General features: G+C 73.8%; 10 protein-coding genes. 8 read left to right on the top strand and 2 right to left on the bottom strand.

Annotation, left to right across the window (positions count from 1 at the left end; genetic code table 11):
- The first annotated feature begins 48 nt into the window (after positions 1 to 48).
- The 4 genes from C1703_RS36845 to C1703_RS36860 all read left to right on the top strand — a co-directional run bounded on the left by C1703_RS36845 (position 49) and on the right by C1703_RS36860 (position 7159).
- Positions 49 to 1035: a hypothetical protein gene (locus C1703_RS36845; protein ID WP_114256904.1), complete on the top strand. Its 987-nt coding sequence runs from the start codon at positions 49 to 51 to the stop codon at positions 1033 to 1035.
- 164 nt (positions 1036 to 1199) lie between these two features.
- Entirely contained in the window at positions 1200 to 3056 is a 1857-nt protein-coding gene (locus tag C1703_RS36850; protein ID WP_114256905.1) for an HSP90 family protein, read from the top strand.
- Between the two features lie 2 nt (positions 3057 to 3058).
- Entirely contained in the window at positions 3059 to 6016 is a 2958-nt protein-coding gene (locus C1703_RS36855; RefSeq protein ID WP_114256906.1) for a hypothetical protein, read from the top strand.
- A gap of 177 nt (positions 6017 to 6193) precedes the next feature.
- The gene (locus C1703_RS36860) at positions 6194 to 7159 is read left to right on the top strand and encodes a YihY/virulence factor BrkB family protein (protein ID WP_114256907.1); all 966 of its coding nucleotides are present in this window, start codon (positions 6194 to 6196) and stop codon (positions 7157 to 7159) included.
- A 1093-nt stretch (positions 7160 to 8252) separates the two neighbouring features.
- Here C1703_RS36860 and C1703_RS36865 read toward each other — a convergent pair.
- Together C1703_RS36865 and C1703_RS36870 are read right to left on the bottom strand one after the other, a co-directional pair.
- Positions 8253 to 9248, bottom strand: a complete 996-nt coding sequence (locus C1703_RS36865) for a hypothetical protein (protein WP_114256908.1) — start codon at positions 9246 to 9248, stop codon at positions 8253 to 8255.
- Entirely contained in the window at positions 9245 to 9820 is a 576-nt protein-coding gene (locus C1703_RS36870; RefSeq protein WP_114257780.1) for a sigma factor-like helix-turn-helix DNA-binding protein, read from the bottom strand. The genes C1703_RS36865 and C1703_RS36870 overlap by 4 nt, the downstream gene beginning before the upstream one ends.
- A 450-nt stretch (positions 9821 to 10270) precedes the next feature.
- Here C1703_RS36870 and C1703_RS40240 point away from each other — a divergent pair, with 450 nt between their 5' ends.
- Genes C1703_RS40240 through kdpB form a run of 4 tightly spaced genes read left to right on the top strand, consistent with a single transcriptional unit; the run spans position 10271 to position 14226 of the window.
- Complete coding sequence (locus C1703_RS40240; protein WP_269803225.1) at positions 10271 to 10399, top strand: hypothetical protein; 129 nt, start codon at positions 10271 to 10273, stop codon at positions 10397 to 10399.
- Positions 10396 to 10485: a K(+)-transporting ATPase subunit F gene (kdpF, locus tag C1703_RS36885; RefSeq protein WP_009326374.1), complete on the top strand. Its 90-nt coding sequence runs from the start codon at positions 10396 to 10398 to the stop codon at positions 10483 to 10485. Before C1703_RS40240 ends, kdpF begins: the two co-directional genes overlap by 4 nt.
- Before the next feature lies 1 nt (position 10486).
- Positions 10487 to 12151: a potassium-transporting ATPase subunit KdpA gene (gene kdpA / locus C1703_RS36890; protein ID WP_114256910.1), complete on the top strand. Its 1665-nt coding sequence runs from the start codon at positions 10487 to 10489 to the stop codon at positions 12149 to 12151.
- Positions 12148 to 14226, top strand: a complete 2079-nt coding sequence (kdpB, locus tag C1703_RS36895) for a potassium-transporting ATPase subunit KdpB (protein WP_114256911.1) — start codon at positions 12148 to 12150, stop codon at positions 14224 to 14226. The genes kdpA and kdpB overlap by 4 nt, the downstream gene beginning before the upstream one ends.

The following is a 14226-nucleotide window of genomic DNA, read 5'->3' on the forward strand; positions in this document are numbered from 1 at the left end:
CGTTTATGCTGCTCCGAACGATCACGCGGGACCAGGGGAGGGCGCGGCATGTTCGGCAAGCTGTTCGGCAGGGGGGCGGAGAGACCGGTGGCGGATCCGCACGCCCTTCCGGCCCCGCGCAGGCAGAAGAACGGGATGTACACACTGCGCGCGCTCGGGGACGCGCGGGTGCTCGCGGTGGTCGAGGCGGCCGACGCGGGGGACTGGGAGGCGGTCAAGGCGGCGCTGGCGCCCTTCGACCTCGGCCGCGACCACCAGGTCCTGGGCGAGCTGGCCGAACTGGACGGCGTGCAGGACTGGATCGGCCGGGCCGTCGAGGAGGACAAGGAGCACCGGGCGACGGCCCTGCTGATATCCGGCGCGCGCCACATCATCTGGGGCTGGGAGGCACGCACCGCCGCGCGTGCCGTCGACGTGACGCAGGAGCAGTGGCGGGTCTTCCACGAGCGGCTCCACATCGCCGAGGAGCAACTGCTCGAGGCCGCCGAACTGCGGCCGGAGTGGGTCACCCCGTGGCGCCGCCTCCTCACCTCGGGCCGCGGCATGTCGCTGGGATCCGCCGTCAACGAGACCCGGCTCGGGGCCGCCCTGCGCCGCGACCCGCTGGACCTGGAGACCCACATCGAGTGGGTGTCGCAGCTGCAGCCCCGCTGGGGCGGCAAGCCGGGGCAGGCCCTGGCGTTCGCCCAGGAGGCGGCCGCCCGCGCCCCGGAGGGCCACCGCCTCGGCTGTGTGCTCGCCATGGCGTACATCGAGGAGTGGGTCGAGTCGGAGCGCGGGGACTACCTGCAAACGGACGAGATCCGGGCACAGTTGCGGGAGGCGGCCGACCACAGCATCCTCCACCCCGCCTACGTGTGGCGCCCGGGCTGGCAGCACGACTTCAACATCTTCGCCATGGCCCTGTCGCTGGCCGGCGAGCGCCACACGGTCCGGCGCGTCTTCCACACCCTGGACGGCGCCTACACCAAGTGGCCCTGGACGTACTTCGGCGAGCCCGAGAAGCAGTTCGCCCGCCACCATCGCCGCGCCTGACCAGCCACCGCCGCGCCTGACCACCCGGCCGGCCCCGCGCACCACGCACCCGGCGCCGCCCCCTCGGAGCACACACCGGTCCCGCACCGCCCGTCCCTTCACGGGACCCGGCCCCGGTGCCGCGCGCCCGTAAACCCGTCACCCCTCCCACTTCCGGACTGCCGATGACTCTGCCCGACACCGCCGCGACCCCGGCCGGCGCCGACCGCACCTTCCAGGTGGATCTGCGCGGCCTCGTCGACCTCCTCTCCCACCACCTCTACTCCAGCCCCCGCGTCTACCTGCGCGAACTCATGCAGAACGCGGTGGACGCGCTGACCGCCCGGCACACCCTCGAACCGGCCGCCCCCGCCGACGCCTTCGGTGTCCGCCTGTACGCCGACGGCTCGGTGGTCCGCGTCGAGGACGACGGCGTCGGACTCACCGAGGCCGACGTCCACAGCTTCCTCGCCACCATCGGCCGCAGCAGCAAGCGCGCCGACCGGATCGCCGAGCAGCGCGGCGACTTCATCGGCCAGTTCGGCATCGGCCTGCTCTCCTGCTTCCTGGTCGCCGACGAGATCCACGTCCTGAGCCGCTCGGCCCGCACCCCGGACGCCCCGGCCGTGGAGTGGCGCGGACGCGGCGACGGCAGCTACACCGTCCGCACCCTGCCCGCCTCCGCCCGCCCCCGGCCCGGCACCACCGTCACGCTGACCCCGCGCGCCGACGCGGGCGAGTGGACCCGCCCGGCCCAGGTGCACGCCCTGGCCCGCCACTTCGGGTCCCTGCTGCGCCACCCGGTGACCTTCGACGACGGCACGGCCGGCCCCGACGCCCCGGGCGCGTCCGTCAACCCCGAGCCCGCCCCCTGGGCGCGCACGTACCCCACCCCGGGAGCCCGCTCCCGCGCCCTGGCCGCGTACGCCGAGGAGGTGTTCGGCTTCACGCCGCTGGACACCATCGAGCTGGACCTGCCGGCCGTCGGCCTGAAGGGCATCGCCTGCGTGCTGCCCGAGACGGTCCCGGCCGGGCGCCGCCACGGCCACCGGGTGCACGTCAAGGGCATGCTGCTCTCCGAGCAGGCCGAGGAGATCCTGCCCGACTGGGCGTTCTTCGTCCGCTGCGTCGTCGACGCCGAGAGCCTGCGCCCGACGGCGTCCCGCGAGTCCCTGTACGAGGACGACACCCTCGCCGCCGTCCGCGACGCCCTCGCCGAGCGGCTGCGCGCCTGGATCGCCCGGGCCGCCGCCAGCGACCCGGACCTGCTGCACCGCTTCCTCCAGGCCCACCACCTGGCCGTGAAGTCCCTCGCCGTGCACGACGACGAGATCCTGCGGATGCTGCTGCCCTGGCTGCCGTTCGAGACCACCGACGGGCACTGCACCCTCGACGAGTTCGCGCGCACCCACCGCACCGTGCTGGTGACGTCGACCGTGGAGGAGTTCCGCCAGGTCGCGGCGATCGCCTCGGCCGCCGGACTCGGCGTCGTCAACGGCGGCTACACCTACGACCGGGAACTGGTCCACCGCCTGCCCGAGGTCAGGCCCGAGGTCGCCGTCGCCGACCTCGACCCGGCGACCCTCACCGCCCACCTCGACCCCGTCGACCGCGAGACGGAACTCGCCGCCGCGGCCTACCTCGCCCAGGCCCGCGACGCCCTCGCCGTCTTCGACTGCGACGTCGCGCTGCGCACCTTCCAGCCCGCCTCCGCCCCCGCCCTCCTCGTCGACAGCCGCGAGGCCCGGCACGAGCGCACCCGCTCCCAGCTCGCCCGCGAGCAGGAGGGCGGCCTGTGGGGCGACATCCTCGGCGCCCTGCGTCAGGAGGCCCCGCGGGCCCAGCTGATCCTCAACCAGCTCAACCCGCTGGTGCGCACCGCCGTCACCATCGACGAGCCCGAGCTGGCCCGCACCAGCGCCGAAGCCCTCTACGGACAGGCCGCCATGCTGTCCCGCCGCCCGCTGAGGCCCGCCGAGTCGAGCCTCATCAACCGCTCCTTCCTCGACCTCCTCGCCCACGCCCTCCGCAAGGACAGCTGACGATGCCGACGACCGCACCCCAGACCATCGACGAGCTGTACGAGGCGCTCCAGGAGAACCAACAGCGCCCCTACGGCCGCACCCGCACCGTCATCGCCGAGGAACTCGTCGACGTCGCCGAGCAGTTCGCGCAGCCCCTGCCACTCGTCCGCACGCTCCTCGAACTCCAGGAGGCGTACACCTACGGCTCCGAGCCCCGGAAGTCGCCCGTCGTCTTCGCGCGCCTGCTCACCCTCTTCGACGAGCAGCCCGATGTCTTCACCGAGAATCTGCGGCACCTGCTGTTCTGGCGGTTCAAGTGGGTGGCCAACGCCCTGCGCCAGCTGCCCGAGGTACCGCTGCCCAGCCTGCGCCAGTGGCTGACGGAGATGCGCGACCGGTACGAGAAGGAGGGGCTCGGCCTCCAGCCCTACTACGGGCAGGCGTACCAGCTCGCCGCCCACGTCGGCGAGGACACCACCCTCGCCTACGAGCTGTGGGCGGGCCGCACCCGCACCCGGCTCAGCGACTGCGAGGCCTGCGAGACCTGCCAGCGGGCCCTGTACCACCTCGCGGCGGGCGACGACGAGCGGGCGCTGCGCGCCTGGGAGCCCGTCCTGGCCGGCAAGGAGTCCTGCCAGGAGGAGCCGGCCCGCTCCGTGTCGCACGCGCTGCTGCCCCTGCTGCGCACCGGCCGCACCGACCGGGCCCGCGAACTGCACCTCGCCGGCTACCGCGGCTGCCGCCGCAACCCCTCGATGTCGGCGGAGGTCGGCCGGCACCTGGAGTTCTGCGCGCTGACCGGCAACGAGGCGCGCGGCCTGGAGCTGCTCGCCGAGAACCGGAACCTGTTCGACGAGGTCGACTCGCCGCTGGACCAGCTCGACTTCCTCACCGGCGTCGAGGTCCTCCTGCAGCGCGTCGAGTCGCTCGGCCACGGCGAGCTGCCCGCCGCCGGATACGCGGGCCGCACCTGGACCGTGGCCGCGCTGCGCGCCGAGGTGCGCGGCCACGCCGACGACCTCGCCGCCCGCTTCGACGCCCGCAACGGCACCACGACCCACACCGACCGCCGCACGACCCGCCTCGACCGGGCTCCCCTCCTGGACGCGCTGGAACTGACCCTGCGCACCCGCGCCCTCGACGACGTGGCCCCGGCCGCCCCGGCCGCCCCCGCCCCCGCGCCCGCCGCCCGCGCGGCCGCCGCCGTCCCCGAGTCGCTGCCCGAACTCATCGTCCGGGCCCGGGCCCTGGAGGAGCAGGGGCACCCGGACGGACGCGCCTGCTGGGCGCGGCTGCGCACCCTCGTCACCGCCCGCGACTACACCCACCCCGACGACCCGGCCGTCGGCCCGCTCGTGCGCCTGCGCGCGGACCTGCTGGCCGACGAGGCGAGCCGGGCCGGCGACAAGGACGAGTTCGCCGACTCCGCCGCCCTCTACGAGGAGGCCGCGGCCCTGTACGACGACGCGGGCCTGCCCGGTCACGCCGCGGTCGCCCGCGCCGGCGCGCTGTTCGCCACCGCCGAGATCCCCCCGGAGGGCCCCGCCGAGGGCCCGGAGAGGGCCGAGGCCAAGGCCGCCGCGCTGACCGCCGCGCACGCCGCCATGGTCCGCCTGCAGGAGGAGACGCCCGGCCTCGCCCCGCAGCAGGAGTCCCGCCTGCTGCGGATGCGGGCGACCGCGTTCGGCCTGCGGCTGCAGGCCTCGGGGAGCGAGGAGCACGCCGCCGCGGCCTTCGCCGAGGTGGAGCTGCTGCACGCCTTCGCCACCCGGCACGACATCGCCGGGCAGATCTCCGGCGCCCTGTTGCTGCGGGCCGGCACGCACGCCATCTCCGGCGATCTGCCGACCGCGGTCACCGAGATCGACGCCCTCCTCGACCGGCTGAAGGCACACGGCCCCGCCTGGCACCTGCCCCGCACACTCGGCCTGCGCGCCCGGCTCCAGCTCGGCCTGCGGGACGCGCAGGCCGCGCACGCCGACCTGACCGAGGCCCTGCGGCTGGCCGCCGACTGGCCGGCCGACGCGGTCGACACCGCCCGCCTCCACGGTGAACTCGCCGAGGTCTGCATGCACCTGGGCCGCCCCGACGAGGCGCTGCGGCACCTGACGCGCTCGGCCGAGCTGGACCTGCGCCACGGCAGCCGCACGGACGCGTACTGCGCCTACAGCAACGCGGCCCAGCTCAGCCTCGACCTCGGCCGCGTCGAGGACAGCATCGCCCTGCTCGACTCCCTGCTGGCCGAGCCGGACGTCGCCGCCGGAGAACTGGACGACCGGCTCGTCGCCCAGCTGCGCCTGACCCGTGCCCGGGCGCTGCACGCGGGGGAGGACCTCAAGGCCGCCACCGCGGAGTTCGTCGCCCTCGCGGCCGAGTCGGCCGGCTGGGACGACGACCCGGGCAGCCACGCCATGATCGCCGCGGAGACGGCCGTACTGCTCGGCGAGTCCGGCGAGTTCGGCCGCGCCCGCGAGGTCGCGGACCAGGCGCTCGCCGCCCACGCCCGGGCACCGCGCCACGAGCAGCTCAGCAACTGCCTGCGCGAACTCGCCCGCCTCCAGGCCCAGCAGCAGGGCCCCGACGGTCTGGCCGGCGCCCGGGCCTTCCTCGCCGACGCCGGCCGGATCGCCGACGAGGCCCGCGCCGCGGGGTTCGAGCCGCACGGCCGCTCCCTGGACACGGCCCTGGCCTACGAACACGGGCGGGTCAACGCCTACGCGCGGGAGTACGAGGACGCCCTCGCCGCCCTGGAGAAGGCCCTCGCCCTCCTCGGCGAGCCGGGAGCGGACCAGGACCAGGCCGGCGAGTGGGCCGAGTGCGTCCGCCTCGCGGGTGCCGTGGAGGGCATCTACCTCGAACGCCCCGCGCCCGCCCTCGCCCGTCTCGACGCGGCGGTCTCCCGCCTGACCGCCCTGGGCCACACCGAGGAGACCGAGTCCCTGACTGCCCTGGTGGCCCGGCTGCGCGACGAGGACTGACCCGCAGGCAGACCCCCCTTCGGTGGCCGCCCGGGCCACCGAAGGGGGGCGCCGGCGGCTCCGTCGGGACTGCCGAACGGGGGACGCCCCCGGAAGCATGGCGCAAGGGCGAGGTCGGACGGGAAGGTTCCCGGGGCACCCGGACCGGGAGCAGCGTTACGACAAGGAGCGTCCGCCATGGGTACCGCCGTCCACGTCCCGCAGACCCGGGACATGATCGGGGACGAGCTCTCCGGAGACGAGGCGTTCACCGCCCTGCGCCACTACGGCGGGCTGCGGCTGCTGGCCGACTCCTTCGCCCGGTTCCGCTACGCCGACGGTTTCACCAACGCCCGGGCCCTCGCCTTCCAGGTGGTGGTGGGGCTGGTTCCCTGCACCGTCGCGCTGGTCGGGCTGGCCACGTCGGTGCACACCGAGGGCGTGGGCCGGGTCATCGAGCTCACGCTCGGCCGGATCGTGCCCGGCGCCAGCGCCGAGATCGTCGAGGACGCCTTCGAGGGGACGCGGCGCACCGCCCACGGCGATGTCTGGAGCACCCTCGCCCTCTGGCTCGGCCTGGGCTTCGCGCTGCTCAACCTCGCCTCGGCCATGGGCCAGATCGAGCGCGGCGCCAACCGCATCTACGGCATCGAGCGCGACCGTCCCTTCCCGCGCAAGTACACCCGGGCGATCGTGCTCGCGCTCGCCGCCGGTCTGCCCCTGGTGCTGGGATTCGTCGTCCTCGTCGCCGGCGAGGCCGTGGGCGATGCGGTGGCGGACACCGCCGGCTGGGCGGGCGGCGGCGCGCAGTGGTGGGAGGTGCTCGACATCCCCGTCGGGCTCGCGCTGGCCTGGGTGGCCTCCGCCGTGATCTTCCGCTGGTCGCCCCGCCGCGTCCAGCCCGGCTACACCTGGCTGGCCTTCGGCTCGGCCGTGCATCTGCTGCTGTGGGTGGCGGCCACCTGGCTGCTCGCGCTGTACGTCGAGGAGAGCGGTGCCTTCGGCGCCGTGTACGGGCCGCTCACCGCCTTCATCGCCCTGCTGCTGTGGGCGAACCTCACGGCCGTCGCGCTCTTCCTCGGCATCGCGTTCGCCGCCCAGCTGGAAGCGGCCCGCGCCGGCATCGAGACGGCGGTCCGGCCGGACCCCGGCCCCGGCGCGTGAGACGGCCACCGCCTCAGCCGGGCGGGCACACCGACCGGCCCGCTGGCCCGGCACGCCGACCGGCCCGCTGGCCCGGCTCGCCGACCGGCCCGCTGGCCCGGCTCGCTGACCGGCCCGCTGGCCCGGCTCGCTGACCGGCCCGCTGGCCCGGCTCGCTGACCGGCCCGCTGGCCCGGCTCGCTGACCGGCTCGCTGACCGGCTCGCTGGCCCGGCTCGCTGACCGGCCCGCTGGCCCGGCTCGCTGACCGGCCCGCTGGCCCGGCTCGCTGACCGGCTCGCTGGCCCGGCTCGCTGACCGGCTCGCTGGCCCGGCTCGCTGACCGGCTCGCTGACCGGCTCGCTGATCGGCTCTGCTGGCTCCGGCTCGCTGACTGGCCTGCTGGCTTGGCTTCGCTGATCGGCCTGCTGGCCGGCTCGCTGACCGACCCGCTGGCCTGGACTCGCTGACCGCCTCCGCTGGCCCGGCTCGCTGACCGGCCCGCTGGCCTGGTTTCGCTGACTGCCCGCTGGCCTGGGCTCGCTGACCGCCCGCTGGCCCGGCACGCTGACCGGCCCTGCCTGGCACGCTGACTGGCCCCCGGCCCGGCTCGCTGGCTCGGCTCGCTGACCGGCCCGCTGGCCCGGCACGCCGATCGGCCCCCGGCCCGGCACGCTGATCGGCCCCTGCCCGGCTTCGCTGGCCCGGCTCGCTGACCGGTCGCTGGCCTGGCTGCTGGCCCGGCTCGCTGACTGCTCGCGGCCTGCTCTGGCCCGGCTCGCTGACCGGCTCGCTGACCGGCTCACGCTGACTGGCTGCTGGCCTGGTTCGCTGGCCCGGCTCGCTGATTGGCTCGCTGCCCGCGCTTACGCCGACTGGCCCACGCCCGGCACGCTGACCGGCCTGCCGCCTGGCACGCCGACCGGCCCGCCGGCCCGGCACGCTGACCCGGCCCGCTGACCGCCCGGCACACCGACGGCCCGCCACGCCGACCGGCCCGTCGGCCCGGAACGCCGACCGGGCCGCCGGGCTGGCCCGGGTCCCCCCGGCCGGCCACGGCGGGAAGATCACCGTGCCCGGCTCGATCCGCGCGTGAGGAAGGCGGGCGGCCCCCGTCACGCCTCGGCGTGGATGACGGTCTCGGACGGTTCCGCGGCGACGATGAGCACTCCCTGTTCCTCGCCGGACGGCAGTGAGGCACGGCGGACGAGGCTCTCCCACTCGCCGGGCCACACGGTCGTGGCGTCCCACAGGATCCCCTCCAGGAGCACGCCGTCCAGCTTGGCGCTGCTGAGGTCCGCCCCGACGAAGTCGCTGCTCGCCCGCTCGACCTCGGCGACGGCCTTGGCCAGGGCGTCCGCCTGGTCGCAGCCCTGGGCCAGATCGTCGATGAGGTCCTGCGCGACCGCGTCCACACCGAACACATAACCGGGCGAGGACGACTCGAGGGTGAGGATCGCCGGTTCCAGCTCCTCGTCGAGCAACTGCTGGATGCGGTGCAGGTCGTGCAGCAGCCGCTCCGCGGGCTCGGCGAGCACCGACTCGACGGCCACCAGGTAGTCCAGGCCGGTGAGCGTCACCGGTGGCCGCTGCGGCTTGGGCAGCCGGGACATCGCCCGCAGGCGCTCCCGGAGCTGCTCGATCACCAGCTCCGCGTCGGCGACGGTCCGGGCGGTTCCCTCCAGCAGGTCGGTCAGGTTCTGCACCATGCGGACCGCGGCCCGCATGCCCTCGGCCAGGTCGGCCGGCCAGTAGCGGTGGGCCAGCCGCAGCGCCTCCTGACGGTACTTCACCCGCACCGGCGAGGGCCGGTTGAAGAGCGGGCCCCGCTCCGCGAGGCGTGCCTCGAGCTCCGGGTTCCGCTGGGCCAGGGCGGCGCGGGCCTCACGGGACCGGCGCCGGGTGACCGCATGCCCGATCGAGCGGTGGGCGGCTGCCAGCAGACGGTCCAGCGCCAGGTCCGGGGGACGCAGTTCGGGCGGCCCGCCCTGTGCGGTGACGCGGTCGGTGACGGCGGTCCCCAACCGGTCGTGGACCCGGGCCAGCAGTGTGTCCAGCACGTCCTCGCGGCAGAACGGCGACCCGGGCGTACGCGCATCGCGGTCCGTCACGTCGCCCTCCTCTCCTCGTGGTGACGGCCTTCCAGACGCAGGCCCTCCTTCAGGGCCGCTCTGGCCCGGGCCAGGTTCTGGCGCACGGCGGCCCGGGTGGTTCCCATGGCGCGGGCGCTCTCCTCGGTGGTGAAGCCGTCGAGGTGCCAGGCCATGGCGGCGCGCTGCTTGGCCGGCAGCTGGAGCAGCAGGGAGATCACCCGGCGCTCCTCCTCCCCGAGCTCGGCCGCGTGGGCCGGGGTCTGCCAGCGCAGGGTGGTCTCCGGCTCGGGCATGTCGGCGCAGGCGTCCTCCGGTTTGACCTGCTGGCTCACCCACGACCGCCACGCGACGGTGCGCAGCCAGGCGCGGGGGTGCGTCAACGACAGACCCGGCGCGCACATCTGGGTGAAGGCGTCCTGGGCCGCGTCCTGCGCCTCCGCCCAGGACGCGCCGTGCAGCAGCAGGAACCGGACCAGCGCCGGGTACTGCTCGTGGTGCAGCGCCTCGGCGAGTTCGATGCCGGGCAGGGGCGCCGAGCTGATCTCGACATGGTCGACGAGATCGATCTCAGTACTGAGCGCGTCCTCCACGGCGCCCACCCCCGTTCCCGTCGGCTGGTACCGGGCGCGCGGGGCGGCCGGGGCGCACCTGTCGCGCCGTGAGGCAGCGGATCCGGTCGGTCTGCCCGGACTCGGTGATGCGCGCTATCTCCACGTCGGCGTTCAGACGCCGTTGGGCGACCTTCACAACGCCGTTGACAACGGTGACGGCCACGGTCACCACCGCTCCGACGATCACAGGATCCATGCCGCACATTCCCCTTCCGGAAGGCTCGCTCGGGTACCGCCCGCGTCTCGCACGCACCACAACAGTGCTGATTTCCACGGCAGTTGTGACATTTGCCTGGTCACGGCCCGCGGCCTTCGGCTCTCCGGCGGCGTCCGGGTCCGGCCGCCGGGGGCGTCAGGGATCCGTCAAAGCCGCGGGCGTGGCCGTATGGGAGCCGTCAACGAGTGGCCCGGTTCCGCCCGGAAGGGGTTTTGCTTCAGTCGTCCCTCTCACCGCACCTCACTCAGGAGTTCGCGATGGCCGACCTGGCCTTCGTCGTCACCGCCCTCGCCGGTTTCGCGCTGGTGGCTCTCGTCGCCAAGGGGGTGACGAAGCTGTGACCGCCGAGAACGTCGTCGGCCTGGTCGTCGCCGTCGCCCTGCTGGGCTACCTCGTCCTCGCCCTGATCTTCCCGGAGAGGTTCTGAGATGGGCCCCGTCCTCGCCGGAGTGCTCCAGCTGCTGGCCCTCGTCGGCGCGCTGGCGCTGGTCCACGTCCCCGCCGGCACCTACATGGCCCGGGTCTACTCCTCGACGAAGCACCTGCGGGTGGAGAAGTGGATCTACCGGAGCATCGGTGCCGACCCGGACGCCGGGATGACCTGGCCCGCGTACCTGCGCGGCGTCCTCGCCTTCTCGGCCGTCGGCGTCCTGTTCCTCTACCTGCTCATGCGGCTCCAGGGCGTCCTGCCGGGCTCGCTCGGCTTCGCCCCGGTCGGCCCGGCGCAGTCGTTCAACACGTCCGTGTCGTTCGTGACCAACACCAACTGGCAGTCGTACTACGGCGAGCAGACCATGGGCCACGTCGTGCAGACGGCCGGTCTCGCCGTGCAGAACTTCCTGTCCGCGGCCGTCGGGATGGCCGTCGCCGTGGCGCTGGTGCGCGGCTTCGCCCGGTCCCGGACCGGCGAACTGGGCAACTTCTGGGCGGACATGGTGCGTGGTGTCACCCGTGTCCTGCTGCCGGGCGCCTGCGTCGCGGCGATCGTGCTCGTCGCCTGCGGTGCCGTCCAGAACTTCTCCGGCATCCACGAGGTCGGCCAGTTCCTGGGCGGTCCGCAGCAGTGGAACGGCGGCGCGGTCGCCTCGCAGGAGGCCATCAAGGAACTGGGCACCAACGGCGGCGGCTACTTCAACGCCAACTCCGCCCACCCCTTCGAGAACCCGACGCCCTTCACCAACCTCTTCGAGATCTTCCTGCTCCTGGTGATCCCGTTCTCGCTGCCCCGCACCTTCGGCGTGCTCGTCGGGAACGTGAAGCAGGGGTACGCGATCCTCGCCACGATGGCCACGATCTGGCTGGGTTTCGTGGCGCTGATGATGTGGACGGAGTTCGCGCACCACGGCCCCGCGCTCCAGGCCGCCGGCGGGGCGATGGAGGGCAAGGAGGTCCGCTTCGGCGTCGGCTCGTCCTCGATCTTCGCGGTGTCCACGACGCTGACCTCGACCGGAGCCGTGGACTCCTTCCACTCGTCCTTCACCGGCCTCGGCGGCGGCATCACCATGCTCTCGATGATGCTGGGCGAGATCGCTCCCGGCGGCACCGGCTCCGGCCTCTACGGCATGCTGGTCCTCGCCGTCATCGCGGTGTTCATCGCCGGGCTGATGGTCGGCCGCACCCCCGAGTACCTGGGCAAGAAGATAGGCGCGCGGGAGATGAAGCTCGCCGCCTGCTACATCCTGGTCACCCCGGCCCTCGTGCTCGTCTGCACGGCGGCCTCCATGGCGCTGCCCACACCGCCGCACTCGATGCTCAACCCGGGCGCGCACGGCTTCTCCGAGGTCCTGTACGCCTTCACCTCCGCCGCCAACAACAACGGCTCGGCCTTCGCCGGCCTGAACGCGAACACCGACTGGTACAACACCGTGACCGGACTCGCGATGCTGCTCGGCCGCTTCCTGCCCATGGTCTTCGTCCTGGCGCTGGCCGGCTCGCTCGCCGGGCAGCGGCCGGTCCCGGTCACCGCGGGCACCCTGCGCACCGAGAAACCGCTGTTCACCGGGTTGCTGGTCGGCGCGGTGCTGATCATCACCGGTCTGACGTACTTCCCCGCCCTCGCCCTGGGCCCGCTCGCGGAGGGACTGGCCTCATGACCACGCGCACCGAACCGGTGCCCCGCCTGGACACGCCGACGGAGCACCGGGCTCCCGAGGGCCGGGTCGGCGCGGGCCTCTTCGAACCCCGGCAGTTGCTCACGTCCCTGCCGGACGCGTTCCGCAAGCTCGACCCCCGGGTGATGGTCAAGTCGCCGGTGATGTTCGTGGTGTGGGTCGGGTCCCTGCTCACCACGGTCTTCTCCTTCGAGGACCCCGGCGACTGGTTCGGCTGGACCATCAGCGCCTGGCTGTGGCTCACCGTCCTCTTCGCCAACCTGGCCGAGGCGGTCGCCGAGGGCAGGGGCAAGGCGCAGGCCGCCACCCTGCGCCGGGCCAGGACCGACAGCGTGGCCCGCCGGGTGGACGGCACGGTCGTCCCCGGCACCGAGCTGAGGATCGGCGACCTGGTGGTCTGCGAGGCCGGCGACACCATCCCCGGCGACGGTGACGTCGTCGAGGGCGTCGCGTCGGTCGACGAGTCGGCCATCACCGGCGAGTCCGCCCCGGTCATCCGGGAGTCCGGCGGCGACCGCTGCGCCGTCACCGGCGGTACGAAGGTGCTGTCCGACCGGATCGTCGTCAGGATCACGACGAAGCCGGGGGAGACCTTCATCGACCGGATGATCGGCCTGGTCGAGGGCGCGGCACGGCAGCGCACACCGAACGAGATCGCGCTGAACATCCTCCTCGCCTCGCTGACGATCGTCTTCCTGCTCGCCTGCGCCACCCTGCCGCCCTTCGCGGACCACGCCGGTACGCACCTTTCGATGGTCGTGCTGGTCGCCCTGCTGGTGTGTCTCATCCCGACCACGATCGGCGCGCTGCTGTCGGCGATCGGCATCGCGGGCATGGACCGGCTGGTGCAGCGCAACGTGCTCGCCATGTCCGGTCGGGCGGTGGAGGCCGCGGGCGATGTGTCGACGCTGCTGCTGGACAAGACCGGCACCATCACGCACGGCAACCGGCAGGCCGCCGCGTTCGTCCCCGTGCGCGGTGTCACCGAGGCCGAACTCGCCGCCGCGGCACAGCTGTCGTCGCTGGCCGACGAGACACCCGAGGGCCGTTCCGTCGTCGTCCTCGCCGAGGAGCGGCACGGACTGCGCGAGCGCGAACTCGTCGGCGCCCGGTGGGTCGCCTTCACCGCGCAGACCCGCATGTCGGGTGTCGACGTCGACGGCCGCAAGGTCCGCAAGGGCGCCACGGCCTCGGTGACCGCCTGGGTCGAGGAACAGGGCGGCACGGTCGCCGCGGACGCGGACGACATCGCCGGCCGGATCTCCGCCTCGGGCGGCACCCCGCTCCTCGTCGCGGTCGAGGACGCCGACGGCGCCCGGGTGCTGGGCGTCATCCACCTCAAGGACGTCGTCAAGGACGGCATGCGCGAGCGGTTCGGCGAGCTGCGCCGCATGGGCATCAGGACCGTCATGATCACCGGCGACAACCCGCTGACCGCGAAGGCGATCGCCGAGGAGGCAGGCGTCGACGACTTCCTCGCCGAGGCCACCCCCGAGGACAAGATGGCCCTCATCAAGCGCGAGCAGGCGGGCGGCGAACTCGTCGCGATGACCGGCGACGGCACCAACGACGCCCCGGCCCTCGCCCAGGCGGACGTCGGCGTGGCGATGAACACCGGCACGTCGGCCGCCAAGGAGGCCGGCAACATGGTCGACCTCGACTCCGACCCGACCAAACTCATCGAGATCGTCGAGATCGGCAAGCAACTCCTCATCACGCGGGGCGCGTTGACGACGTTCTCCATCGCCAACGACGTCGCCAAGTACTTCGCGATCATCCCGGCGCTGTTCGCGGCCGTCTACCCGGGCCTGGACAAGCTCAACATCATGCGGCTGTCCTCGCCCGACTCCGCGATCCTGTCGGCCGTCGTCTTCAACGCGCTGATCATCATCGCGCTGGTGCCGCTGTCCCTGAAGGGCGTGCGGTACCGGCCGGTCAGCGCGGACAGGATGCTCCGCCGCAATCTCGCCGTCTACGGCCTCGGCGGCCTGATCGCGCCCTTCATCGGCATCAAGCTCATCGACCTGCTCGTCTCGCTCATCCCCGGGATCGGGTGA

It is taken from the genome of Streptomyces sp. Go-475, assembly GCF_003330845.1.
Taxonomy (GTDB): domain Bacteria; phylum Actinomycetota; class Actinomycetes; order Streptomycetales; family Streptomycetaceae; genus Streptomyces.